The organism is Methylobacterium sp. J-068 (assembly GCF_022829445.1).
Taxonomy (GTDB): domain Bacteria; phylum Pseudomonadota; class Alphaproteobacteria; order Rhizobiales; family Beijerinckiaceae; genus Methylobacterium.
In genome coordinates, this window is the sequence record NZ_JAKSXY010000083.1 from 43,222 (window position 1) to 67,764 (window position 24,543).

25 protein-coding genes are annotated in these 24,543 nt (G+C 69.9%); 17 read left to right on the top strand and 8 right to left on the bottom strand.

The window, feature by feature from the left end; all coding sequences use genetic code 11:
• Positions 1-188 precede the first annotated feature (188 nt).
• Positions 189-644, bottom strand: coding sequence for a 50S ribosomal protein L19 (gene rplS, locus MKK54_RS12785; RefSeq protein ID WP_244011344.1), 456 nt, complete (start codon positions 642-644; stop codon positions 189-191).
• A gap of 269 nt (positions 645-913) precedes the next feature.
• Here rplS and MKK54_RS12790 point away from each other — a divergent pair, with 269 nt between their 5' ends.
• The 10 genes from MKK54_RS12790 (at position 914) to MKK54_RS12835 (ending at position 11,015) form a co-directional block, all read left to right on the top strand.
• Entirely contained in the window at positions 914-1,480 is a 567-nt protein-coding gene (locus MKK54_RS12790) for a NifU family protein (RefSeq protein ID WP_244011345.1), read from the top strand.
• Positions 1,481-1,690: 210 nt separating this feature from the next.
• A complete protein-coding gene (tsaB, locus tag MKK54_RS12795) occupies positions 1,691-2,368 on the top strand; it encodes a tRNA (adenosine(37)-N6)-threonylcarbamoyltransferase complex dimerization subunit type 1 TsaB (protein WP_244011536.1) in 678 nt (225 codons plus the stop codon).
• Positions 2,365-2,886, top strand: a complete 522-nt coding sequence (locus tag MKK54_RS12800; RefSeq protein ID WP_244011346.1) for a GNAT family N-acetyltransferase — start codon at positions 2,365-2,367, stop codon at positions 2,884-2,886. Before tsaB ends, MKK54_RS12800 begins: the two co-directional genes overlap by 4 nt.
• A gap of 27 nt (positions 2,887-2,913) precedes the next feature.
• Positions 2,914-3,798, top strand: coding sequence for a lysophospholipid acyltransferase family protein (locus MKK54_RS12805; RefSeq protein WP_244011347.1), 885 nt, complete (start codon positions 2,914-2,916; stop codon positions 3,796-3,798).
• Positions 3,799-3,867: 69 nt separating this feature from the next.
• Positions 3,868-5,208, top strand: coding sequence for a tRNA (N6-isopentenyl adenosine(37)-C2)-methylthiotransferase MiaB (gene miaB / locus MKK54_RS12810; protein ID WP_244011348.1), 1,341 nt, complete (start codon positions 3,868-3,870; stop codon positions 5,206-5,208).
• Positions 5,209-5,334: 126 nt separating this feature from the next.
• The gene (locus tag MKK54_RS12815) at positions 5,335-6,459 is read left to right on the top strand and encodes a PhoH family protein (protein WP_409564175.1); all 1,125 of its coding nucleotides are present in this window, start codon (positions 5,335-5,337) and stop codon (positions 6,457-6,459) included.
• On the top strand, positions 6,456-6,956 hold the full coding sequence (gene ybeY, locus MKK54_RS12820) for an rRNA maturation RNase YbeY (protein ID WP_244011349.1): 501 nt from the start codon (positions 6,456-6,458) through the stop codon (positions 6,954-6,956). The genes MKK54_RS12815 and ybeY overlap by 4 nt, the downstream gene beginning before the upstream one ends.
• Positions 6,957-7,001: 45 nt before the next feature.
• Complete coding sequence (locus MKK54_RS12825) at positions 7,002-8,126, top strand: CBS domain-containing protein (protein ID WP_244011350.1); 1,125 nt, start codon at positions 7,002-7,004, stop codon at positions 8,124-8,126.
• 40 nt (positions 8,127-8,166) lie between these two features.
• Entirely contained in the window at positions 8,167-9,843 is a 1,677-nt protein-coding gene (lnt, locus tag MKK54_RS12830) for an apolipoprotein N-acyltransferase (protein WP_244011351.1), read from the top strand.
• Positions 9,840-11,015 carry an MFS transporter gene (locus MKK54_RS12835; protein WP_244011352.1) on the top strand — a complete coding sequence of 392 codons (1,176 nt, stop codon included), beginning with the start codon at positions 9,840-9,842 and terminating at the stop codon, positions 11,013-11,015. The genes lnt and MKK54_RS12835 overlap by 4 nt, the downstream gene beginning before the upstream one ends.
• A 46-nt stretch (positions 11,016-11,061) precedes the next feature.
• Here the strand turns inward: MKK54_RS12835 and MKK54_RS12840 are convergent, their stop codons facing one another.
• Positions 11,062-13,128: a protein meaA gene (locus MKK54_RS12840; RefSeq protein WP_244011353.1), complete on the bottom strand. Its 2,067-nt coding sequence runs from the start codon at positions 13,126-13,128 to the stop codon at positions 11,062-11,064.
• A gap of 291 nt (positions 13,129-13,419) precedes the next feature.
• Between MKK54_RS12840 and MKK54_RS12845 the strand changes: the two genes are divergently transcribed.
• Complete coding sequence (locus MKK54_RS12845; RefSeq protein ID WP_244011354.1) at positions 13,420-14,892, top strand: catalase; 1,473 nt, start codon at positions 13,420-13,422, stop codon at positions 14,890-14,892.
• 203 nt (positions 14,893-15,095) lie between these two features.
• A complete protein-coding gene (ccrA, locus tag MKK54_RS12850) occupies positions 15,096-16,373 on the top strand; it encodes a crotonyl-CoA carboxylase/reductase (protein ID WP_244011355.1) in 1,278 nt (425 codons plus the stop codon).
• A gap of 46 nt (positions 16,374-16,419) precedes the next feature.
• On the opposite strand, the gene MKK54_RS12855 is transcribed toward ccrA, so the two are convergent.
• Entirely contained in the window at positions 16,420-16,587 is a 168-nt protein-coding gene (locus MKK54_RS12855; protein WP_244011356.1) for a hypothetical protein, read from the bottom strand.
• 197 nt (positions 16,588-16,784) lie between these two features.
• On the opposite strand from MKK54_RS12855, the gene leuD reads away from it, so the two are divergent.
• From leuD to MKK54_RS12875, 4 genes are all read left to right on the top strand, one after another.
• A complete protein-coding gene (leuD, locus tag MKK54_RS12860; RefSeq protein WP_244011357.1) occupies positions 16,785-17,387 on the top strand; it encodes a 3-isopropylmalate dehydratase small subunit in 603 nt (200 codons plus the stop codon).
• A gap of 139 nt (positions 17,388-17,526) precedes the next feature.
• Positions 17,527-18,732, top strand: coding sequence for a lytic murein transglycosylase (locus MKK54_RS12865; RefSeq protein WP_244011358.1), 1,206 nt, complete (start codon positions 17,527-17,529; stop codon positions 18,730-18,732).
• Between the two features lie 2 nt (positions 18,733-18,734).
• A complete protein-coding gene (locus MKK54_RS12870; protein WP_409564176.1) occupies positions 18,735-19,115 on the top strand; it encodes a RidA family protein in 381 nt (126 codons plus the stop codon).
• Between the two features lie 15 nt (positions 19,116-19,130).
• Positions 19,131-20,054: an NAD-dependent epimerase/dehydratase family protein gene (locus tag MKK54_RS12875; RefSeq protein WP_244011360.1), complete on the top strand. Its 924-nt coding sequence runs from the start codon at positions 19,131-19,133 to the stop codon at positions 20,052-20,054.
• A 64-nt stretch (positions 20,055-20,118) separates the two neighbouring features.
• On the opposite strand, the gene MKK54_RS12880 is transcribed toward MKK54_RS12875, so the two are convergent.
• The 4 genes from MKK54_RS12880 to MKK54_RS12895 form a co-directional block, all read right to left on the bottom strand.
• On the bottom strand, positions 20,119-20,454 hold the full coding sequence (locus MKK54_RS12880) for a PepSY domain-containing protein (protein WP_244011361.1): 336 nt from the start codon (positions 20,452-20,454) through the stop codon (positions 20,119-20,121).
• Positions 20,455-20,566: 112 nt separating this feature from the next.
• Positions 20,567-21,409 (bottom strand): DUF1206 domain-containing protein, encoded by an 843-nt coding sequence (locus tag MKK54_RS12885; RefSeq protein WP_244011362.1) that lies wholly within the window; start codon positions 21,407-21,409, stop codon positions 20,567-20,569.
• A 24-nt stretch (positions 21,410-21,433) separates the two neighbouring features.
• Entirely contained in the window at positions 21,434-21,778 is a 345-nt protein-coding gene (locus tag MKK54_RS12890; protein WP_244011363.1) for a hypothetical protein, read from the bottom strand.
• Between the two features lie 183 nt (positions 21,779-21,961).
• Complete coding sequence (locus tag MKK54_RS12895; RefSeq protein ID WP_244011364.1) at positions 21,962-23,407, bottom strand: homospermidine synthase; 1,446 nt, start codon at positions 23,405-23,407, stop codon at positions 21,962-21,964.
• A gap of 314 nt (positions 23,408-23,721) precedes the next feature.
• Between MKK54_RS12895 and MKK54_RS12900 the strand changes: the two genes are divergently transcribed.
• Positions 23,722-23,898, top strand: a complete 177-nt coding sequence (locus tag MKK54_RS12900) for a hypothetical protein (RefSeq protein WP_244011365.1) — start codon at positions 23,722-23,724, stop codon at positions 23,896-23,898.
• Positions 23,899-23,922: 24 nt separating this feature from the next.
• Here the strand turns inward: MKK54_RS12900 and MKK54_RS12905 are convergent, their stop codons facing one another.
• A complete protein-coding gene (locus tag MKK54_RS12905) occupies positions 23,923-24,495 on the bottom strand; it encodes a GNAT family N-acetyltransferase (RefSeq protein WP_244011366.1) in 573 nt (190 codons plus the stop codon).
• Between the last annotated feature and the right edge of the window lie 48 nt (positions 24,496-24,543).

Below are 24,543 nucleotides of genomic sequence, written 5' to 3' on the forward strand. Positions count from 1 at the left end.
CCGGTCTCGCCTGTGGCGAACCGAAATGACCGGGTAAAACCACCGCAGATCGCCTTGCCGTTCAGAGGATCGCGCCTGCGGTATCCGAGGTGGCCCATCGGTAAACAAAAAGCCCACCCGGTTTCCCGGATGGGCTCGATCGACCGGACGTCTCGGGCGCGGCGGACCGCGCCCGAACCTCCAAAAAATTACTCGGCGGCGGTCTTCGCGGCGCTCTTGGCGGCCTTCTCGGCCTTGCGGGCGTCCTTGTTCGCCTTCGAGGCATCGGCCTTGGCGGCCTTCTCGGCAGGGCGGTCGGCGCGCTCGACGATGCGGGCGGACTTACCGCGACGGTCGCGCAGGTAGTACAGCTTGGCGCGGCGCACCTTGCCGCGGCGGACCACGGCGATCGAATCGATCAGCGGCGAGTAGAGCGGGAACACGCGCTCGACGCCCTCGCCGTAGGAGATCTTGCGGACGGTGAAGCTCTCGTTGAGGCCGCCGCCGGAGCGGCCGATGCAGACGCCCTCGTAGGCCTGCACGCGGGTGCGCTCGCCTTCCTTCACCTTCACGTTCACCGTCACGGTGTCGCCGGGCTGGAAATCGGGGATGGTCTTGCCGAGCGCAGCGATCTGCTCCTGCTCGAGCTGCTGGATGATGTTCATGGTTCATATCCTGCCGGTGCGCGCCCGTGATCCCCGGATGGGATCGCGTGCGTCAGGATTTCGGCATCCTGTTTTGAGTTGAGGCGGGCCTTACACGAGGTGTGCCCGCTTGTCCAACAGCGTCGGACGAACGGTCCGCGCAGGCGGCGCACAGGCGGCGCAGTTGAGAAAATCACCGGCGCGGTCCACATGAAGAGCGGCGACGGGGCGTTCCGGCGCCATTCCCGGCCGGCCTTGAACCGGCGCAGCGGACGAGGATTCATCCCACCATGTTCATCCAGACCGAAGCCACCCCAAACCCCGCCACCCTGAAGTTCCTGCCCGGCCGCGTGGTGCTGACCGAAGGCACCTTCGAGGCGCGCGACGCCGAGGCCGCCGCCCGCTCGCCGCTCGCGAGCCGCCTGTTCGACGTCGCGGGCGTCTCCGGCGTCTATCTCGGGCACGACTTCATCTCCGTCACCAAGGCGGAGGACGACAACCTCTGGCCGCAGGTGAAGCCGGCGGTCCTCGGCGCGATCATGGAGCATTTCCAGTCCGGCGCCCCCGTGCTGGCCGAGGGCCACGTCGCGGGCAGCGAGGATGCGGAGGAGTTCTTCGACCCGGCCGACATCGAGACGGTCGAGACGATCAAGGATCTGCTGGAGACCCGCGTGCGCCCCGCCGTGGCGGGCGATGGCGGCGACATCACCTTCCGGGGTTACAAGGAGGGCGTGGTCTACCTGGAGATGAAGGGCGCCTGTTCCGGCTGCCCGTCCTCCACCGCCACCCTGCGCCACGGCGTGCAGAACCTGTTCCGCCACTTCCTGCCCGAGATCCGCGAAGTCCAAGCCATCTGAACATCGCCATCTGAGCATCGCCCTCTGAGCATCGCGATCCGAGCCTTCGGCACCGAAGGCCTGGCTCTTGACGCAATCTCGCAACAGGGGCGCCCGAATTTCTCCACGATGGCCGCTCCGCCCTGACGGAGCGGCCGTTTTTGTCCTAGGCTGGCACTTTCCCCCGGGGAGCCTCGCGCCTCGGGGCGTGTGGCACGATCGGGAGTGACGTTGCGTATTCTCGCCATCGACACGGCGCTCGACGCCTGTTCCGTCTGCATCGCCTCAGACACCACCGACGATCTCCTCGCCCATGAGTCGATGATCCTCGGGCGCGGCCATGCCGAGGCGCTTCTGCCGATGATCGAGCGGGTGGTGTCGCGCTTCACCGGCGGTTTCGAGGCGCTGGACCGCGTCGCCGTCACCGTCGGCCCCGGAAGCTATACGGGCCTGCGCGTCGGCCTCTCGGCGGCCCGCGCCATCGGGCTGGCCACCGGCATTCCGGTGGTGGGCGTCACCACCCTCTCGGCCCTGCTCGCGCCGCTGCTGGCGCTGAACGGCGAGGGTCTGATCGTCGCCGCCATCGATGCGCGCCACGGCTCGGTCTATCTCCAGGCCATGAGCATGACGGACGGCATCGTGGTGCCACCGAGCCACGTGCCGGCGGAGGAGGCCGCCGCGATGCTCGACGGCACGGTGACCCTGGTCGGCTCCGGCGCGCCGATGATCGCCGCCGCCGCCAAGGCGCGCGGGCTGCACACCGAGATCGCCGGAACCGGAGCCGCCGAAATCGCCTGGATCGCGTCGCTGGGCATGCTCGCGGACCCGGCCCAGGCCCTCGCCCGTCCCCTCTACCTGCGCGGCCCCGACGCCCGGCCGCAGGATCATGCGAGGCTCGCCCGCCGATGACCCGTCCGCTGACGCCGTTCTGGCCGCTCGAGGTCTGGTCCGCCTGGTGGGAGGCGTGGGGCACCGCGCCCTACGTCACGCCGCTGCGTGATTCGGGGCAGGCGCGGGCGCTCGCCCGCATCCACGCCACCGCCTTCGCCCGCTCCTGGGACGCGCACGAATTCGAGCGCATGCTGTGCGAGCGCTCCACCGAGGCGCATGCCCTGTGGAAGAACGGCGCGATCCAGGGCTTCGTGCTCTCCCGCAAGGCCGCGGACGAGGCCGAGATTCTCACCGTGGTGCTGGCGCCCGGCGTGCGCGGGGGCGGCCTCTCGCACAAGCTCGTGGGCGCCCATCTCGAACACCTGGCCCAGGCGGGCATCCGCAATGTCCACCTCGAGGTCGACGAGGGCAACGCGCCCGCGCAGAAGCTCTATGCCCGCCACGGCTTCCGGCGGGTGGGCGAGCGCACGGGCTACTACACCCGCGCGGATGGGAGCCGCGCGACGGCGCTGACAATGACGGCGGTGCTGGCGTGATCCGAAGCGGCGGCGCCTGATCCGGCGATGACGCGCCTCGGGACGATCGCTCGCCTCATCCTCTGCGCCCTCGTGTTCCTCGCCGTGGTCGGGCCGCATCTGCTCAGCCTGCATTTCGGGCGCGGGCGGATCGCGGCGCGGATGCCGGTGGTCTTCCACCGCGCGTTCCTGTGGCTGTTCGGGCTCCGGGTCACGCAGAGCGGCACGCCGCCCGGACCGGGCGAGCCCGCCCTGGTGCTGTCGAACCACGTCTCCTGGCTCGACATCCTCGTGCTCGGCTCGCTGCGGCCGCTCTCCTTCGTGGCGAAATCCGAGATCGCCGGCTGGCCGCTGGTCGGCACCCTGGCCCGCCTCCAGCGCACCGTCTTCATCGACCGGGCGCGCCGGGCCGACACCGCCAACGTCAACGCGGCGGTGGCCCGGCGCCTCGCGGGCGGCGACCTCATCGTGCTGTTCGCGGAAGGGACCACGGGCGACGGAACCCGTCTCCTGCCGTTCCGATCCTCGCTGGTGGGCGCCGCGCGCGCGGCCCTGGCGGGCGAGGGCGGGGGGCCGGACCGTATCCGCCTGCAACCGCTGGCCATCACCTATCCGCGCCGCAACGGCATGCCGCTCACCCGCGCCGATCGGCCGGAGGTCGCCTGGTACGGCGACATGGACCTCGCGCCGCACCTCGCCGCCTTCCTCGCCGGCGGCCCCCTCGACATTCACGTGGCGTGGGGCGCGCCGATCGCCTTCGAGGCCGGCACGGACCGCAAGCGCGCCACGGCCCTGGCCGAGGCGTCCGTGCGCGAGGCCGTCCAGCGCGGGACGACGGGACGTTCGCCGGCCGGGCCGGTCTGGTCGGGTCGTCCCCATGACACGGCGGGGCAGGGCGTATCGATGCCGGGTGCGGGGCTGACGGCCGGTTAGGACCGCGCGACGGCGGCGGCGATCCGTGCTATGCGCGAGCCAGATCCCCCATCCTTCGGAACCGGACTGTTGAAGAAAGCCTTCGTCAAATCCTACGGTTGCCAGATGAACGCCTACGATGCCGCCCGCATGGCGGACGTGCTGGGCGCCGAGGGCTACGCGGCCACCGACGCGGTGGAGGAGGCGGACGTCGTCATCCTCAACACCTGCCACATCCGCGAGAAGGCCGCCGACAAGGTCTACTCGGAACTCGGGCGCTTGCGCGTCCTCAAGGGCGAGCGCGCGGAGGCCGGACACGACACCAAGATCGTGGTCGCGGGCTGCGTGGCGCAGGCCGAGGGCGCCGAGATCCTGGCCCGCTCGTCCACCGTCGACGTCGTCGTCGGCCCGCAGAACTACCATCGGCTGCCCGACCTGCTGGCGCGGTCCCGCACCAAGCGCGTCGTCGACACCGAATTCCCCGTCGAGGACAAGTTCGACCATCTCCCCGCGCGCCGGACCCACGGCGTCACGGCCTTCCTCACGGTGCAGGAGGGCTGCGACAAGTTCTGCGCCTTCTGCGTCGTGCCCTACACGCGCGGCGCCGAGGTCTCGCGCTCCGTCGAGGCGATCCTGGCCGAGGCCGGGAAGCTGGTCGCGGGCGGGGTCCGCGAAATCACCCTGATCGGCCAGAACGTGAATGCGTATCACGGCCTCAGCCGCGACGGCGCCAACGCGACCCTGCCGGCCCTGATGCGCGAGCTGGAGCGCCTGCCGGGCCTCCTACGACTGCGCTACACCACCAGCCACCCCAACGACATGGGCGACGACCTCATCGCCGCGCACGGCGCGATCCCGGCCCTGATGCCCTACCTCCACCTGCCGGTGCAGTCCGGTTCCGACCGGGTGCTGAAGGCGATGAACCGCAAGCACACGGGAGACGCCTATCGGCGGCTGATCGAGCGGGTGCGGCTGGTCCGTCCCGACATCGCCCTGTCGTCGGATTTCATCGTCGGCTTTCCGGGCGAGACCGACGCCGAGTTCGAGGACACGATGCGGCTGGTGCGCGACATCGGCTTCGCCAGCGCCTTCTCGTTCAAGTACAGCTCGCGCCCCGGCACGCCGGCGGCCGAGAGCGCCGACGCGGTGCCGGAGGCCGTGAAGTCGGAGCGACTGGCCGCCCTGCAGGGCCTGCTCGACGACCAGCGCCACGCCTTCAACGCCGCGGCGGTCGGCACGGTGGTGGAGGTCCTGGTGGAGAAGGCCGGCCGCCATCCCGGGCAGGTCGCGGGCAAGACGCCGCACCTCCTGCCGGTGCAGTTCGATGCGCCGGCCGCGACCATCGGCACGCTCGTGCCGGTGCGGATCGTGCGCGCGGGCTCCAACAGCCTGTTCGGCGAAGCCGCCACCGATGCGGCGGCGGCCGCTTGATCCACCATTCGGCACGGATCGGGCGATACGCCGCGCCCGGCGCACGCTGGACGCCTGGCGACGAATCCCGATCTCACGGTCTTCTCCGGACGCAGGGTGCGGGCCGGCTTCCGGCCAACGGACTTCATGAGGGACAACTGCGTGCCAGGATCTGACGGGGCGGGTGGACGTGGCGGTGCCCTGCGCGGGCGCGGCCCGGCGGCGCGCATGGGCGGACTTGAGGAGACCGAGGAGGTCTCGCTCACCTTCGACGACAACCGGCTCGCGAGCCTCGTCTTCGGTCAGTACGACCAGAACGTCGCGCATATCGAGCGGCGCCTCGGCATCACCGCGACGGCGCTCGGCAACCACCTCGTGGTGAAGGGCAGCGTCGAGGCGGCCGAGAAGGCGCGCAAGGTCTTCGAGCGGCTCTATGCCCGCGTGAGGGCGAGCGGGGCGCCGCTCACCCTGGGCGACGTCGACGGGGCGATCCACGAGACCACGCAGCAGGGCAACCTCTTCCCGGCCGCCGAGGTGAGCGCCGAGCCCGACCGCGCCGTGTTCGACCAGATCGCCACGCGCAAGCGCGGCGCCGTGCGCGCCCGGAACGCGGCGCAGGACGCCTACATCAAGGCTTTGCGCAGCCACGAACTCGTCTTCGCCGAGGGGCCGGCCGGCACCGGCAAGACTTGGCTCGCCGTGGGCCACGCGGTGTCCCTGCTGGAACAGGGCCACGTGGAGCGGCTGATCCTGTCGCGCCCCGCCGTCGAGGCCGGCGAGCGCCTCGGCTTCCTGCCGGGCGACATGCGCGACAAGGTCGATCCGTATCTCCGCCCGATCTACGATGCGCTCTACGACTTCATGGAATCGCGCCACGTCGACCGCAGCCTGCAGACCGGCATCATCGAGATCGCGCCTCTGGCCTTCATGCGCGGGCGCACGCTGACCAACGCGGTGGTGCTCCTCGACGAGGCCCAGAACACCACCTCGATGCAGATGAAGATGTTCCTCACCCGGCTGGGCGAGAACTCCCGCATGATCATCACCGGCGACCCGAGCCAGATCGATCTGCCGCCCGGCCAGAAATCCGGGCTCGTCGAGGCCGTGCGCGTCCTCGACGGCGTCGAGGGCATCGGCCGCATCACCTTCCGCGACGTCGACGTGGTTCGCCACGACCTCGTTCGCCGGATCGTGACCGCCTACGAGGCGGCCTCGCACGGGGAGGGGGAGGCGGACCGCGCGCCGCCCGCCCGCCGCAGGCCGCTCGCATGACCGGGACGCCCGAGGCCGAGATCGACGTCGCGATCGAGGACCCGCGCTGGGAAGCCGTGGCGCCGGACCTCGAAGCCTTCGTGATTCGCGCCGTCGAGGCCGGTCTCGCCATCACGCCCGAGCCGCCCCGCGGCGCGGTGGAAATCAGCGTCCTGCTGACCACCGACGCCGTGGTGCAGGACCTCAACAGGACGTGGCGCGGCAAGGACAAGCCCACCAACGTGCTGTCGTTTCCGGCGCCCGCGCAGCCCGCCCATGCGGGAATGCCGGTGCCGCTCGGCGACGTCGTTCTTGCGTATGACACAATGCTGCGCGAGAGTGCGGAGCAGTCGAAGCCGCTCGGCGACCACCTCGCGCATCTCCTTGTCCATGGCACCCTTCACCTGCTCGGTCAGGACCACGAGACCGGCGATGCCGATGCCGAGGCGATGGAAGCCCTCGAAGTGGCGGCGCTTCGCACGCTCGGCGTGCCCGACCCCTATGCCGCGGAACCCTGAACCGAGCGCCCGGTCGTTCCGCTCCACCTCCCAGATCAGAGAGACATGACAAACGATCGAAGTCGCGGCGCGGCGCAGGCCGCGCCCAGTGCCGGTGCAGGTTCCGGTGATGGCGAGGTCCAGGCCCGCGAGCCCTGGTACGACCGCCTCCTGCACGTCTTCCACCTGCGGCCGCGCGATTCCCTGCGCGACGACATCGAGGACGCGCTGGCGGAGCCCGACACCGGTGAGAACGCCTTCTCGCCCCTCGAACGCGCCATGCTCAAGAACGTCCTCGGCCTGCACAAGGTGCGCGTCGACGACGTGATGATTCCCCGCGCGGACATCGTGGCGGTCTCGATGGAGACGAGCCTCGGCGACCTCCTCAAGCTGTTCCGCACCGCCGGCCATTCGCGCCTGCCGGTCTACGGCGAGACCCTCGACGACCCGCGCGGCATGGTCCACATCCGCGACTTCGTCGATCACATCGCCGTCCGCGCGGAAGCGGGAACGCGCCGCGCCGGCGCGACGGCGCAGCCGGAGGCCGAGAGCGCGGCCCCGGTACTGCCGCCGCGCGCGCGGCGGGGCACGCGCGCCCTGCGCACGCTCAACCTCGCCCATGTCGACCTCTCCGCGACCCTGGCAGCGACCCGGATCCAGCGGCCGGTTCTGTTCGTGCCGCCCTCGATGCCCGCCATCGATCTCCTGGTCCGGATGCAGGCGACGCGGACCCACATGGCCCTCGTCATCGACGAGTACGGCGGCACCGACGGGCTGATCTCGATCGAAGATCTCGTCGAGATGGTGGTGGGCGACATCGAGGACGAGCACGACGTCGCGGAAGGGCACCTGATCCAGCGCGTCGAGGGCGAGGGCGAGGTCTTCGTCGCCGATGCGCGCGCGGGCCTCGCCGAAGTCTCGCAGGTCAGCGGAGTCGATCTCGTGGCGGCGGTCGGGGAGATGGCCGAGGAGATCGATACGATCGGCGGCCTCATCGTGACGCTGGCCGGGCGCGTGCCCTCGCGCGGCGAACTGATCAGCGGGCCGGGCGACCTCGAATTCGAGGTGCTCGACGCCGATCCCCGCCGGGTCAAGCGCCTGCGCCTGCAGCGCGGCGATGCGCGCATCACCGCCGTGGTTCCCCTCGCCCTGCCGCCGCCGACGCCGCCCGCCGAAGCCTCCGCGCCGTGACGGACCCTGCGCGAACCGCCCCTGTACGAACGGATTTGGAATGACCTCCACGCTCGCGGACCGCCCCGCGCGCGGTCCGGCGACGGGTCCGCTCGCGTCCCTGGCGCATCGGGTGATGCTCACCTCCGGCTGGCGCCGTATCGCCGTCGCTGTCCTGGCCGGTGCGCTCGGCGCCTTGGCGATGCCGCCTTTCGGGCTGTTCCCGGCCCTCGTCGTCTCGCTCTGCCTCGCGGTCTGGCTGATCGACGGGTCCGCCACCGGCCGCAAGGCGCGGCGCGGCGCGGTTCTCGCCTCGGCCCTGATCGGCTGGGCCTGGGGCTTCGGCTACCTCACGGCCGGCCTGTGGTGGCTCGGTTCGGCCTTCCTGGTGGAGGCCGACGAATTCCTCTGGGCCCTGCCGCTCGGGGTCATCGGCTTGCCGGCCGTGCTGGCGCTGTTCTACGCCGCCGGCTTTGCGCTGGCGCGCCTGCTCTGGTCGCGGGGTGCCGTGCGCATCGTGTCGCTGGCGGTGGGGCTCGCCGCCTGCGAATGGCTGCGCGGCCACCTCTTCACGGGCTTTCCCTGGAATACGCTCGGCATGGCGCTCGGGCAGAACCTCTGGCCGATGCAGGCCGCGTCCGTGTTCGGGCTCTACGGCCTCACGCTGCTGACGATCCTCATCGCCGCCGCGCCCGCCACCCTGCCGGTCGCCGACACGGCGCGGGGGCGCTACGCGCCGCTCGGACTGGCGGGCCTGGCCCTCGCCGGCCTGATGGCCTTCGGCGCTGCGCGGGTGCCCGCGACCGCCTCGCCACCCGTGGCGGGCGTGCGCCTGCGCCTCGTGCAGCCGAACCTGAACCAGGACGCCAAGTTCCGGCCGGAGAACCGGCAGGACATCCTCGACCGCTACCTCGAACTGAGCGACCGCGCCGCCGCGCCCGACCGCACCGGCATCGCCGACGTGACCCACGTGATCTGGCCGGAATCCGCGTTTCCGTTCCTGATCCAACGTGATCCGGAAGCGCTTGCGCGAATCGCCGCCGCCTTCCCGGCCGGCAAGCAATTGATCACCGGCGCGGCGCGCGTCGAGGCGCCGGTCGCGGGCGAGCGCCCGCGCTTCTTCAACAGCATCCTGACCATCGCGGCCGGGCCGAAATTCGGTGACATCTACGACAAGGTCCACCTCGTCCCCTTCGGCGAGTACCTGCCGGGGCCCCTCGACGCGATCCTGCGCGGCCTGCACATCCGGCAATTCGTCTCGATCCCCGGCGGCTTCACGGCCGGAAACCGCGAGACCCAGCGCATCATGAGCATTCCGGGGCTGCCGCCCGTGGCGGCCACGATCTGCTACGAGGCGATCTTTCCGGGCGCGATCGTGCCGGGCGCGACGCCGAGCGGCCCGCCGCCGGTGCCCGGCCTGATCCTCAACCTGACCAACGATGCCTGGTTCGGCGACACGCCGGGTCCGCGCCAGCACCTCGCACAGGCCCGCCTGCGCGCCGTCGAGGAGGGCCTGCCCCTGGTGCGCGACGCCAATACGGGAATCTCGGCGGTCGTCGACGCCTATGGCCGCGTCACCGCGAGCCTGCCCCTCGGCGTCGAGGGCGTCCTCGATGCGAACCTTCCGGCCCGTATCTCCGGACGTACGTTCTACGCACGCCTCGGCGACTTCCCCTTCGGACTGGCCTGGGCCGGGGCGCTGCTCCTAAGTCTGTCCGCGAGGCGGAAAAACGCGTGACCCGACCCCTCGCGCGGGCACGCCGGCCGATCCTTCTCGGCCTCGGCATCATGCTGGTCGCCTTCAACATGCGCCCGGCCCTGACCACGATCGGGCCGCTGCTGGAACGCATCCGGGCCGAGACCGGGCTGACGGCCGCCGGGGCGGCCTTGCTGACGACGCTGCCCGTGCTCTGCATCGGCCTCGCCTGCACCCTCGGCCCCCCGGTGATCCGCCGCCTCGGTGCCGATCGCGGCGTGCTGCTGGCCGTGGCGGTCGTCGCCCTCGGGTCGGGCCTGCGCGGCCTCGGCGGCACCCTGCCGCTCTTCGTCGGGGCCTGCCTCGCGGCCGCCGGCATCGGGCTCTCGGGCGTGCTCCTGCCCGGTCTCGTCAAGCGCGACTTCCCGGGCCAGACCGGCTTGCTCACCGGCCTCTACACGATGGTGCTGTGCCTCGGCGCCGCGGCCGGCGCGGGGCTGTCCGTGCCGCTCGCCGACGATCTCGGCTCGTGGTCGACCGCCCTGGCTCTCTGGGCCGTGCCGGCCTTGCTGGCGACGCTGGCCTGGGCGCCCTTCGCCCGGACTTCCCGGGTGCAGGCCGGCCCCGCGCGTCGCGGCTCCCTGTGGCGTGATCCGCTGGCCTGGCAGGTCACGGGCTTCATGGGCCTGCAATCGTCGCTGGCCTACATCATGTTCGGCTGGCTTCCCCTGGTCCTGCACGATCGGGGTCTGAGCGCCCTGGATGCCGGGTTCGCCGCATCGCTGATGAGCATCGGGCAGGCTCCGGCCGCCCTGCTCGTCCCGGCCCTGGCCGCGCGCTGCCGCGACCAGCGCCCGTTCGCGGTCGGCCTCCTGACGCTCTGCGTCGTGTCCCTGGTGGCGCTGGTCGCTGGCCCGCTCGCCTTCGCCCTCCCGGTCGGCATGCTGCTCGGGGCCGGGCTCGGCGGCCTGTTCGGCCTCGGCCTCACCATCATCGTCCTGCGCGCGCCCGACCCGGCGGCGGCCGGCGATCTGGCGGCCATGTCGCAGAGCGTCGGCTACACCCTGGCGTCGCTGGGCCCCCTGAGCTTCGGGCTGGTCCACGACCTCACGGGCGGCTGGGTCGCCTCGACGGCCCTGTTCTGCCTCATCGCGTTCTGCGCCTTCCTGTGCAGCCTCGGCGCCGGGCGGGACCGCTACGTCGGCACGCCCTGAGGGAGAGGGGACGGCGCGGAACGCCGCCCCCTTCGTGACCCGCGCCTCAGAACACCGTCTCGGCATTGTCCCCGCGCGGCAGCGCTCCGGCGATGCCGGCCTCGGCATCGGCCCGCTCGGCGGCGCGCTTGTCGAGGGAGCGCTCCACCACACGGGCGATGCCCACCATGATGGTGTCGAGGATGTAGTCCTTCGGGGTGTAGACCGCCGTCACGCCCATGTTCTTGAGCACGAGTTCGTCGTCGGGCGAGATGATGCCGCCGACCACCACGGGGATGTGGTCGAGGCCGGCCTCGCGCATCTTCGCTTTGACGTCGCGCACCAGCGGCACGTGGCTCCCCGAGAGGATCGACAGGCCCACCACGTGGGCGCCCGTCGCCTTGGCCTTGGCGACGATCTCGGCCGGCGTCTGGCGGATGCCGTCATAGGTCACGTCGAAGCCGACGTCGCGGGCGCGCAAGGCGATCTGCTCGGCCCCGTTCGAGTGGCCGTCGAGGCCGGGCTTGCCCACCACGAGCTTCGGCGTCTCGCCCAGGCGCTCGCCGAGATCGGCGATGAGGAGCTTGGCATCCTGCGCCGCGCCCGACGACACCGTCTCCAGGGTCACGCCGGTGGGCGCCCGGTACTCGCCGAAGACCTGGCGCAGGCGGCCGCCCCACTCGCCGGTGGTGACGCCGGCCTTCGCGGCCGCGATCGAGACCGGCATGATGTTGGCGCCCGAGCGCGCGGCGGCCTCGAGGTCCTCGAGGGCCTTCTCCACCGCCCGGTCGTCGCGCTTCGCGCGCCACTCGCGGATGCGCTGCTCGGCCTCCATCTCCACGGTCTCCGACACCGTGAAGATCGCGCCGTCGCCGGCGGTGAGGGGGGAGGGCTCGCCGGCCTGGAACTTGTTGACGCCGACCACGACCTGGTCGCCGGCCTCGATCGCCGAGATGCGCTTGGCGTTGGATTCGACCAGCGCACGCTTGAGCGCACCGGTCTCGACCGCCGCCACGGCGCCACCGATGCCGCCGATCTCCTCCAGGGCCTTTCGGGTCTCGGCCTTCAGCGCCTCGACCTTGGCGTCGATGACCTTCGAGCCGTCGAAGATGTCGTCGTATTCGAGAAGATCCGTCTCGAAGGCGAGGATCTGCTGCATGCGCATGGACCATTGCTGGTCCCAGGGACGCGGCAGGCCGAGGGCCTCGTTCCAGGCCGGAAGCTGCACGGCGCGGGCGCGGGCCCGCTTCGACAGGGTGACGGCCAGCATCTCGATCAGGATGCGGTGGACGTTGTTCTCGGGTTGCTGCTCCGTCAGCCCGAGCGAGTTCACCTGCACGCCATAGCGAAAGATGCGCTTCTTGGGATCGGTGATGCCGTAGCGCTCCTGGGCGATCTCGTCCCAGAGTTCCGCGAACGCCCGCATCTTGCAGATCTCGGTGACGAACCGCATGCCCGCGTTCACGAAGAACGAGATGCGGCTGAACACGTCGGCGAAGCTCGCCTCGTCGAAATCAGGGTCGTCGCGCACGGTGTCGAGGACCGCGATGGCGATGGCCAGCGCGTAGGAGAGCTCCTGAACCGGCGTCGCGCCCGCTTCCTGCAAATGGTAGGAGCAGACGTTCATCGGGTTCCACTTCGGCACCTCCTTGGTCGTGAACAGGATCACGTCCTTGGTCAGGCGAAGGGAGGGCGCGGGCGGGAACACGTAGGTGCCGCGCGACAGGTACTCCTTGATGATGTCGTTCTGCGTCGTGCCCTGGAGGCCGCTCAGCGGCGCGCCCTGCTCCTCGGCCACCGCGAGATAGAGCGACAGCAGCCACGGCGCCGTGGCGTTGATCGTCATCGAGGTGTTCATCTGCTGGAGCGGAATCTGGTCGAACAGGGTCCGCATGTCGCCCAGATGCGCGATCGAGACGCCGACCTTGCCGACTTCGCCGCGCGCCAGCTCGTGGTCGGGGTCGTAGCCGGTCTGCGTCGGCAGATCGAAGGCGACCGAGAGGCCGGTCTGCCCCTTCGCGAGATTGCCCCGGTAGAGCGCGTTCGATTCCGCCGCGTTGGAATGGCCCGCATAGGTGCGGATGATCCACGGCTTGTCGCGCTTGATCTCCGCGACGCTTGCCTGTCCGCTCATCTCCGTTCCCCCAAGACTGAATTTGATGTGATCTCAAATTGCATTTGACTGCGTCCGATCACTTGCCGCGCACCCTAGCGAAGCGCGTCCGCCACGTCATCAGCACCAAAGGGCATGGCGGAACCCCGGAGCGTCGCCGGCGCCATCCGGACACGGCTCACGGGAAAGTGGCCGCCACCCTGGAACGGCTACAATGTCCAGCCGTTCGGCCAGGGAACGCCGGCGATCGCGAGGGTGACCCAAGAGCCATCCGGCGAAGCCCGCCGACGCTCGTCATGGAGACAAAGCGCAATGGCCGACCACGATCCCCGCCTGACGACGGCCTTCGGGAATCCGATTTCCGACAACCAGAATTCGCTGACCGCCGGGACGCGCGGTCCGGTCCTGATGCAGGATTATCACCTCATCGAGAAGATGGCCCACTTCAACCGGGAGCGCATTCCCGAGCGGGTGGTGCACGCCAAGGGCTACGGCGCGCATGGCAGCTTCCGCCTGACGAAGTCGCTGGCCGCGTTCACCCGCGCCAAGGTGCTCACCGAGGTCGGCGCGCAGGTGCCGATGCTGGCACGCTTCTCCACGGTCGGCGGCGAGTCCGGCTCGGCCGACACCGCCCGCGACCCGCGCGGTTTCGCCCTCAAGTTCTACACCGAGGAGGGCAACTGGGACGTGGTCGGCAACAACACGCCGATCTTCTTCGTGCGCGACGCGATCAAGTTCTCGGACTTCATCCGCACCCAGAAGCGCGATCCCCGCACGCACCTGAAGCCGCATTGGCGCCGCTGGGATTTCTGGGGCCTGTCGCCCGAGGCGATCCATCAGGTGATGATCCTGTACTCGGATCGCGGCACCCCCGTCTCCGCCCGCTTCATGCACGGCTACGGCTCGCACACTTTCTCGCTCTGGAACGACAAGGGTGAGCGCCACTGGGTGAAGTTCCACTTCCTTACGAAGCAGGGCGTGAAGAACCTCTCGGCCCACGAGGCCGACAAGCTCGCGGGCGAAGACCCGGACTACTCGGCCGCCGACCTGTCGAACGCCATCGCGCAAGGCGATTTCCCGAAATGGAGCGTTCAGGTGCAGCTCATGCCGGAACGCGACGCCGACACCTATCGGATCAACCCGTTCGACCTCACCAAGGTCTGGCCCCATGCCGACTACCCGCTGATCGAGATCGGCGAGTTCGAGCTGAACCGGAATCCGCAGAACTACTTCGTCGAGATCGAGCAATCGGCCTTCGAGCCTTCGAACGTGGTTCCGGGCATCGGCTTCTCGCCGGACAAGATGCTGCAGAACCGCATCCTGTCCTACTCGGACGCGCACCGGTACCGGCTCGGGGTGAACTACCACCAGATCCCCGTGAACCGCGCCCACAGGGCCGATGTCCAGACCTACCATCGCGACGGCGCCATGCGCACCGACGGCAACCACGGCGCGCAGATCGACTACGAGCCGAATTCCTTCGGCGGCCCGGTGCAGGACCCCTCCGTGATGGAGCCGCCCCTGCGTCTCACGGGCGATGCCGGCCGCTACGGCTGGCCCGGCGACGACGAGGACCTCTACGGCCAGCCGCGCGAACTCTGGTCGAAGGTGCTCGACGCGGGCGGTCGTCAGCGCCTCGTGGAGAACATCGTGGCCTCGATGGGCGATTCCTCCCGCGCCATTCAGGACCGGATGATTGGACATTGGTACAAGGTGCACCCGGATTTCGGGCGCGGCGTCGCCGAGGGGCTCGGCATCGACACCAGCCGAACGGCGGCGGAATAACGCCGACCGCGAGCGGAGTTAAGTGCCCGTCCGAACGATATAATACTGAATACAGAAAGGCGCCGGCGTGACCGGCGCCTTTCTCTTTCCCGCCTTCATCTTTCTTGTCGTGGCCGACAAAGATTCTTGCCCGTTCCGGCTCTTGGAGGGCTCCCGGTTCGCCGATATAGGGTGCAGCACAAGAAGTGATGGGGAGAGCCAAGATGGCCGCGAGTGCTGCGTCGAGCCCGGTGGAGACCAAGGACCTTTACGAGATGGGCGAGGTTCCGCCCCTCGGTCACGTGCCGGCGAAGATGTACGCCTGGGCGATCCGTCGCGACCGTCACGGCCCGCCGGAGCAGTCGCACCAGCTCGAGGTGCTGCCCGTCTGGGAGATCGGCGACGACGAGGTGCTCGTCTACGTCATGGCCGCCGGCGTGAACTACAACGGCGTCTGGGCCGGGCTCGGCGAGCCGATCTCGCCCTTCGACGTCCACAAGGGCGAGTACCACATCGCGGGCTCGGACGCCTCGGGCATCGTCTGGAAGGTCGGCGCCAAGGTGAAGCGCTGGAAGGTCGGCGACGAGGTCATCGTCCACTGCAACCAGGATGACGGCGACGACGAGGAGTGCAACGGCGGCGACCCGATGTTCTCACCGACCCAGCGCATCTGGGGCTACGAGACGGGCGACGGCTCCTTCGCGCAGTTCTGCCGGGTGCAGTCGCGCCAGCTCATGCTGCGCCCCAAGCACCTGACCTGGGAGGAGGCGGCCTGCTACACCCTCACCCTCGCCACCGCCTACCGCATGCTGTTCGGCCACGCGCCGCACACCGTGCGCCCGGGCCAGAACGTGCTGATCTGGGGCGCCTCGGGCGGCCTCGGCGTGTTCGGCGTGCAGCTCTGCGCGGCCTCCGGCGCCAACGCCATCGCGGTGATCTCCGACGAGTCGAAGCGCGACTACGTCATGAGCCTCGGCGCCAAGGGCGTGATCAACCGCAAGGAGTTCGATTGCTGGGGCCAGCTGCCGAAGGTGAACAGCCCCGAGTACAACACCTGGCTCAAGGAAGCCCGGAAGTTCGGCAAGGCGATCTGGGACATCACGGGCAAGGGCAACGACGTCGACATCGTGTTCGAGCATCCGGGCGAATCGACCTTCCCGGTCTCGACCCTGGTGGCCAAGCGCGGCGGCATGATCGTGTTCTGCGCCGGCACCACCGGCTTCAACATCACCTTCGACGCCCGATACGTCTGGATGCGCCAGAAGCGCATCCAGGGCTCGCACTTCGCGCACCTGAAGCAGGCCTCGGCCGCCAACCAGTTCGTGCTCGACCAGCGCGTCGACCCCTGCATGAGCGAGGTCTTCCCCTGGGACAAGATCCCCCAGGCGCACACCAAGATGTGGAAGAACCAGCACCCGCCGGGCAACATGGCCTGCCTCGTCAACGCGCCCCGCGCCGGCCTGCGCACGGTCGAGGACGTGATCGAGGCGGGCAAGCGCTAGGCCCGCCGGCCAGCGTCTCCCGAAACGATCACCTCTATCGAAATGATCACCTGCCCTTCTCGGAGGGCAGGTGCTTGGCGTATTCCTCGCGCTCCTCCTTCTGTTTGATCAGGTCGGCATAGGCTTGGCGCATCTCGGGCGAGACCGTCACCGAGCGGGCCTTCTCCTTCTTGCGCTTGGGCGCTTTCTTGAATTGGTTCGCGTTCTCGGTCATCGCCATCCCCGTCGTCCGTTCCGCCGAGCATAGGCGGGATACGCAACGATCGCGAGACGCCACACCCCGTCTTTCCGCAGCCCGTCTTTCGGCGGGTTCCGCCTGCTGATAGACCGTCGCGCAAGCGCTCGGCCTCCTTACGGGTTTCGGAGGAGGACCGGCTCGCGGAGCGGACACGGACCACGGCGGCCATCATCATGGAAAAATTCACCACCCTGGAGGGCGTCGCGGCGCCCATGCGGATCATCAACGTCGACACCGACCGGATCATCCCGAAGCAGTACCTCAAGACGATCAAGCGCACCGGCCTCGGCAAGGGCCTGTTCTCCGAGATGCGCTACCACGACGACGGGTCCGAGAACCCGGACTTCGTCCTCAACAAGCCGGCCTACCGCAACGCCCGGATCCTCGTCGTCGGCGACAATTTCGGCTGCGGCTCCTCGCGCGAGCACGCGCCCTGGGCGCTGACCGATTTCGGCATCCGCTGCGTGATCTCCACGAGCTTCGCCGACATCTTCTTCAACAACTGCGCCAAGAACGGCATCCTGGCGATCACGGTCTCTCCGGAAGACCTCGAGAAGCTGTTCGAGGATGCCGAGCGCGGCTCCAACGCCACCCTGTCGGTGGATCTCGAGGCCCAGACCATCAAGGGCCCGGACGGCGGCACGCTGCATTTCGACATCGATCCCGGCCGCAAGGAGAGCCTGCTCAACGGTCTCGACGAGATCGGCCTGACCCTGATGCGCGCACCCAAGATCGACGCCTACGAGGACAAGCTCGCGGCGCGCGGCTTCGCCTGAGACCCGGACGAGGCATCACGGGCGCACCGCGCGGACGGTGCGCCCGGCCGGGAATCACCCCGTTCTCAATCGTTCGTTAACCCTGGTGTCGCCTGAATCGGCGATCACATTCTGTGCGAACGCATTGGCGGAGATCACCATGGCATTCGGCCGCTCGGACAAGACGGCGAGGCTCACCCTCGGGCTCGCCGCGGCGCTCCTCTCCACCACCGCGAGCGCCCGCGCCGATTTCCAGGATTGCCTGGCAAACCTCCAATCCCAAGCGGCCGCGCAGGGCATCTCGGCCCAGACCTTCCGCGCGGCGACGGCCGGCATCGCCCACGACGACAAGGTGATCGAGCTCTCCCAGGCCCAGCCCGAGTTCAAGACGCCGATCTGGGACTATATGGCCGCCCTCGTGGACGAGGAGCGCGTCGACGACGGCAAGGCCGCGATGCGCCAGCACGCCCAGGCGCTCGCCAATGCCGAGGCGCGCTTCGGCGTCGACCGCTACACCGTCGCGGCGGTCTGGGGCGTCGAGTCGAATTTCGGCAAGAACCTCGGCAAGATGCCGCTGGTGCAGTCCTTCGCGACCCTGATCTGCGCCAACCACCGCCGCAAGGACTTCTTCAAGGGCGAGCTGATGGCGACCCTGAAGATCATCGAGCGCGGCGACATCGATCCCTCCCGCCTCAACGGTTCCTGGGCCGGCGCCTTCGGCCAGACCCAATTCATGCCCACCACCTACCAGCGCCTGGCCGTGGACGGCGACGGCGACGGGCGCCGCGACCTCGTGGATTCCGTGCCCGACGCGGTCGCCTCGACGGCGAACTTCCTGCGCGTGGCCAAGTGGAACAACGGACAGCCCTGGGGCTACGAGGTCCGCGTGCCACGCGGCTTCAACGCGGGCGCCGCCGGACGCAAGAACAAGAAGCCGGTGGCGCACTGGGCGTCGCTGGGCGTCACCCGCATCGACGGGAAGCCGCTCTCGGGCGAAGGCTCCGCCGGGATCATGCTGCCGGCCGGAATCGACGGGCCGGCCTTCCTGGTGACCCGGAACTTCGACGCGCTCTATTCATATAACGCCGCCGAATCCTACGGGCTCGCCATCGCGGTCCTGTCCGACCGCCTGCGCGGGCGGGCCGGCATCCAGGCGGAATGGCCGACCGACGATCCGCCCCTGTCCCGCGCCGAGCGCCGCGACCTCCAGGCTCGCCTGACGAAGCGCGGCTTCGATGTCGGCGAGCCGGACGGCAAGGTCGGCGCCAAGACCCGCGACGCGATCAAGGAAGTCGAGCGCAGCCTCGGCATGCCGCCCACGGGTCGTCCGGGCGCGAAGGTGCTCGAAGCGCTTCGGCGCGGATGAGCGTGCGGCGCCTCATCGCCTCCGGGTCGCCGTTCGAGGCGGCCTACGGTTATTCCCGCGCCGTGGTGCAGGACGGCTTCGTGTTCGTCGCCGGAACCACGGGCTACGATTACGCCACGATGACGATGCCGGATTCTGCCGCCGAGCAGGCGGAGGCCTGCTGGCGCACGATCGCGGCCGTTCTGACCGACGCGGGGGCCGCCCTCGCCGATATCGTGCGGGCGACCTACTACGTCACCGATCGCGCGGAGGCCGAGGCGGTGCTCGCCGTCTGTGGCCGGGTGCTCGCCCAAATCCGGCCGGCCGCCACCGTCGTCATCGTCGCCGGGCTGCTGCGGCCCGAGATGAAGGTCGAGATCGAGGTCACCGCCAGACGGCCATAGGAGAGGGTTCGGCATTTGGGCGCACGCCTCATCGCACTGACCGGGGCCACCGGCTTCATCGGCCGCCACCTCCTGCACAGCCTGTCCCGGCGGGGATACCGCGTGCGGGTCTTGCTGCGGCGGCCGGTGGAGGTTCCGGAAGGCGCCAGCAGCGCGGTCGTGGGCGACCTGACGCGCCCGATGAACATGGCAGCGGCCCTGGCCGGCGTCGATGCCGTGGTGCATTCCGCCGGCCTCGCCCAGACGATGTCGGGCACGCCGGGAGACGATTTCCGCGCGTCGAACACCGAGGCGACCCTGCGCCTCGCCGAAGCGGCGGCGCGGGCGCGCGTGCAGCGCTTCGTCTTCCTGTCCTCGATCCGGGCTCAGACCGGAATCTCGGCGCCCGGCATCGTCACCGAGGCCGATTCGCCGAAGCCGACCGATGCCTATGGCCACTCCAAGCTGGCCGCCGAGCGGGCCCTGGCGGGGACGGGGCTCGATTGGGTCGCGCTGCGCCCGGCACTGGTCTACGGCACGGGTGCCAGGGGCAACGTCGCGACCCTGATGCAGTGGGCGCGCTCGGGCGCGCCGCTGCCGTTCGGCGCCCTCACGGCGCGGCGCTCGCTGGTCTCGGTGGAGAGCCTCGGTGAGGCCGTCGCCATTGCGCTCGACGCGCCCGGTCCCCTGCGGCGTCCGCTCGTGGTCGCGGAGCCCGACGCCCTGACCATCCCGGACATGATCGCGGCGCTGCGTGCGGGTCTCGGACGCGGACCCGGCCTGCTTCCGGTCCCGCGTTCGCTGCTCGGTCTCGCCTGCCGCCTGACGGGTCGCGCGGATGCCTTCGAGCGCCTTTCCACCAGCCTCGTCGTCCGCGCGGACGGGCTCATCGCGCTCGGCTGGGTGCCGGCTTCCGACGCGCGCGCGGGCCTGACACGGTTCGCCGCGCACGGCCCATAGACACGGCGCATGAAAAAGGCCCGGCTGCATGCCGGGCCCCGTCGCTCAGCCGTTGCGGGCGCGATCAGCGGCGGACGTCGAGGACGTCGCCCGAGCGGCTGTCGAGAACCACGGTGATGTCGTCGCCGCGCCGATCCGAGCCACGGACGATCATGCGAGGGCCGCGACGATCGACGCCGTCCACATCCACGAGACCTTCGCGACGGGCGATGCGGGCCGCTTCACCACGCGACAGCTCGCTGCGCGGCGGACCACGGTCGTCGTAGCCACGGCGATAGCCGGGATCGACCTGAACGCCGCCCGGACCGATGGAGATGCCCTGCGCGAGGGCCGGCGCGGCGGCGAGACCGAGGCTCAGCCCCACGAGGCCGCCGGCGAGGATAGTCGAACGAAACTGCACTGGGTCTTTCCCCTCCTTATGGGTGCCCCGATCACAAAAAGACGATCCGGTGACCAGAGCCCGCAATCAGCGCCTCAATCGACAAATGTGGGGATTGGTTCCCAAGGACGCGTCAGCGGACCGCGCGCAGGGCCGCCACGACCGCGTCATCGGTCTGGTCGAGATCCGGCGCATCGATGTGCCGGAACCGGGCCTGAATGAGCCCGAAGGCGCCGAAGGCGAAGTGACCGGCCGCCACGATGGCGAGCAGGAGCCAGCCGTAGGGCTGCGCCCGCAGGGCCGCGAAGGCTCCGGCCAGCCCCTTCACTTCGGCTGAGGCCTGATACCAGGCCGCCGCGATGAAGAACCCGCCGATGATCAGGAAGGCGATCCCGCGCGCGGCATAGCCGAACTGGCCGATCGGCTTGGCCCAGCGGCAATGCCCGGCGTCGAGTTTCAGGCGGTCCGTGACGTCGCCCCTGAAGGCCTTCACCAGGAAGGCGCCGCCGCCGCCGATGACGCAGAGGCCGATGAACCCGACGAGCCAGAGGCCGAACGGCTTGGCCAGGAGCCACGCCGTCCAGTCCTGGGCCGCGTCGCCGCCGTTTCGTCCCAGTCCGAGCGCGAGGCTGCCGGCCGTGATCGCGAGGCCGGTATAGATCGCCGCGCTGAGAAGGTGGGCGATCCGCACGACGGCGCCCTTCAGGGACGTTCCACGCCGGTCCGCGTCGGTCACGCCCTCGATCAGGCGCCAGGCCGCGAAACCCAGCAGGCCGAGCGCGATCAGTCCGACGAGGACCGCGCCGAACGGTCCCGCCAGGACCCAGCGGATCGCGCTCTCGCTGTCGCCGGCGCGACCGCCCCGACCGATGGCGGCCAGGAGCGCCAGACCACCGACGAGACAATAGACGACGCCGCGGGCGCCGTAGCCGAACCGGGCGAGGCGCTCGATCGTGTTGTGTCCGAGCTTGAGCAAGGCGTTTCCCGGGAGGCCGCGACGTTATCCGTCGGAGGAACGCGCGGCCTTGCCGGAAAGTGCCACGTAGAAGCCGAGCCCGTCACCGGCGGGCAGGGTCTGGAGGCGATCGACGAGTCCCTTGCGCTTGGCATCGAGCAGCAGCCGGCCGGCCGGCTGGAACAGGGTCTCGCCGCCGCCCTCGGGCGGCGGGTCGAGGCGGATCGCCACCGTCTTGCCCTTCCCGAAGCGGCTGCGCTCCAGCATGTCGGCGAGGGAGGCCTCCGCCGTCGGTCGGTTGACGCCCCGGAGGTCGAGCACGGATTCGGCGTCGGTGAGGCCGAGGGAGCCGCGCAGCTTGGCGGCGTAGAAATCTTCGAAATGGGGCACCGGGCGGCTCAGTCCTGGCTGGAGACGAAGATGGCGCGCATCGAAACGCGGAGGCATCGTAGACGTCGTCCAGGGCCGCCGACAACGGTGCCCGATGCATGGAGATCACGCATCGCCGGAGCGAAAGAGTCACGGAGCGCGCGACGCGCGCGCCCCGTGACAGGATCGCCGGGGGAAAACCCCTCAGCCGTGGACGAGCACGTTCCGGAACTGCCACGGATCGCTGGTGTCGATGTCCTCCGGGAACAGGCCGGGGCGGCCGGTCAGCGGAGTCCAGTCGGTGTAGACGCCGATGACGGGGCCGAGATAGGGCGTCTGCACTTCGAGGCAGCGGCGGAAATCCATCTCGTCGGCCTCGACGATGCCGGCCTCCGGGTTCTCCAGGGCCCAAACCATGCCGGCGAGGACCGCCGAGGTCACCTGAAGGCCGGTGGCGTTCTGGTAGGGGGCGATGCGGCGGGTCTCCTCGATGGAGAGCTGCGAGCCGTACCAGTAGGCGTTCTTGGCGTGGCCGTAGAGGAGCACGCCGAGTTCGTCGATACCGTCCACGATCTCGGTCTCGTCGAGGATGTGGATCGTCTCCTGCACCTTGCCGCCGTTGCCGAACATCTCGTGCAGGGACAGCACCGCGTCGTTGGCGGGGTGATAGGCGTAGTGGCAGGTCGGCCGATAGGCGGCGCGCGCGCCCTCCAGCACGGTGTAGTAGTCGGAGATCGACACGGCCTCGTTGTGGGTCACCAGGAAGGCGTATTGCGACTGGGCGGTCGGCGTCCAGGAGCGCACGCGGGTGTCGGCGCCGGGCTGGAGCAGGTAGATCGCGCAGCGCGACCCCTTCTCCTGCTGGCGGCCGTTCTCGGGCATCCAGGTCTCGTGCGTGCCCCAGCCGAGTTCGGCCGGCTGGTTGCCCTCGGAAACGAAGCCCTCCACCGACCAGGTGTTGACGAACACGCCCATGGGCTTGGCGGACTTGGCGCGCTGGGTGTCGCGCTCGGCGATGTGGACGCCCTTGACGCCGACTTCGCGCATCAGCGCGGCCCAGCCGGCGCGGTCCTTCGGCTCCGGGGTCGTCAGGCCGATGTCACCGGCGATGTCGAGGAGCGCCTGCTTGACGAACCACGAGACCATGCCGGGATTCGCGCCGCAGCACGACACGGCGGTCGTGCCGCCCGGGCTCGCCGTGCGCGCATCGAGGATCTCTTGGCGCAGCGCGTAGTTGGTGCGGTCGCCCTGGCTCTTGTGCTTGTCGAAGTAGAAGCCCGGCCAGGGCTCGGCCACCGTGTCGATGTAGAAGGCGCCGAGTTCGCGGCAGAGTTCCATGATCGCGCGGGAGGACGTGTCGACCGAGAGGTTCACGCAGAAGCCCTGTCCGCCCCCCTCCGTGAGGAGCGGCGTGAGCACGTCGCGATAGTTTTCCTTCGTCAGGGCGACCTGCTCGAAGCGCAGGCCGTGCTTGTCGGCGAGGGCCTTGTGCGCGTCCGAGGGCTCGATGACGGTGAAGCGGGCCTTGTCGTATTCGAAGTGACGCTCGATCAGCGGAAGGGTGCCGCGTCCGATGGAGCCGAAGCCGATCATCACGATGGGGCCGGTGATGCGGCCGTGGACGGGCCAGGAGATAGCGGCTTCGGTCATGCGTCGGATTCCTTCTCACATTCGCGTCGTGATCGTCGCGAGGCGACCGCACGCCTTAGGCGGCGGACGTGACGAACAGGCGACGGGCTCAGTGACGTTTGGCGCCGTCCCGGTCAACCGGAGTGACGCCGATGGGGCATGCGCCGCGAGGCGATCATTACGGAATATTGAAGGCGCGTATGACGTGCGCGCAGGGCGCAGTCCCACGGACACGCATTGCGACCGCCCGGTACCGCGCCGCTATTGCACTGCAACAGAACAATAGCGATCCCCTTCGAGGAAGCGTCCGTCCCTCCACGCCACGGACTTCTGCCATGCTCGCTCTCATCACGTCACGACTCGCCGCTCCCGTCGACGAGCCGATCGATCGCGATCCCGGAATCATCACCCTGGCCGCCTCGATGCTGCGCGCCGTGAGCCGCCGTCACGGAGCCGCGTTTCAGCGCCGCTGCGATCTGGCCGCCAAGTCGAACCCGCACGCGAACGGCTGAGCCGCCGCGGCGGCGGCTCGTCAATCAGGCGACGCGTCGTCGTGAATCCGCACCCGCCTCGACCACCGACGCGGGCAGGATGTGGGTCGGAATCGACTCGTCCCAGGCTCCGGACGCCCGCAGGGTGCCGCGCGCGCCCGCCAGCGCATCCGGGCGAAGCTCGAGGCCGAGGAAGCGCTCGCGCTCGAACGGGCCGGGCATGAACAGCGTTTCGGTGAGCGCGGACGAGAAGCCGAACCGGGCATAGTAGGGCGCGTCCCCCATCAGCACGACCGCGCCGTGGCCCAGGATCGCGGCCCGGCGCAGCGCGGACCGCATCAGCGTGGCGCCGAGACCGAGCCCCTGGATCGCCGGATCGACGGCCAGCGGTCCGAGCAACAAAGCGGGCCGGCGCGCGCCGGCCTCGACATGCCACAGGCGGACGGTGCCGACCACGCGGTCCTCGCGCTCGGCAACGAGAGCCAGACCCTCGGCCGGAAGCCGTCCCTCGCGCAGGCGCTCGGACGTCTTCAGGCGGCGCGCCTCGCCGAGGCAGGCGTCGAGGAGGTGTTCGCGGGCGACGACGTCCCCCGGCTTCTCGTCACGAATCTGGACCAAGGCGGCACCCTTCCCGGCAAGTGGTCCGGCACGAGGGCCGGCAGGTGG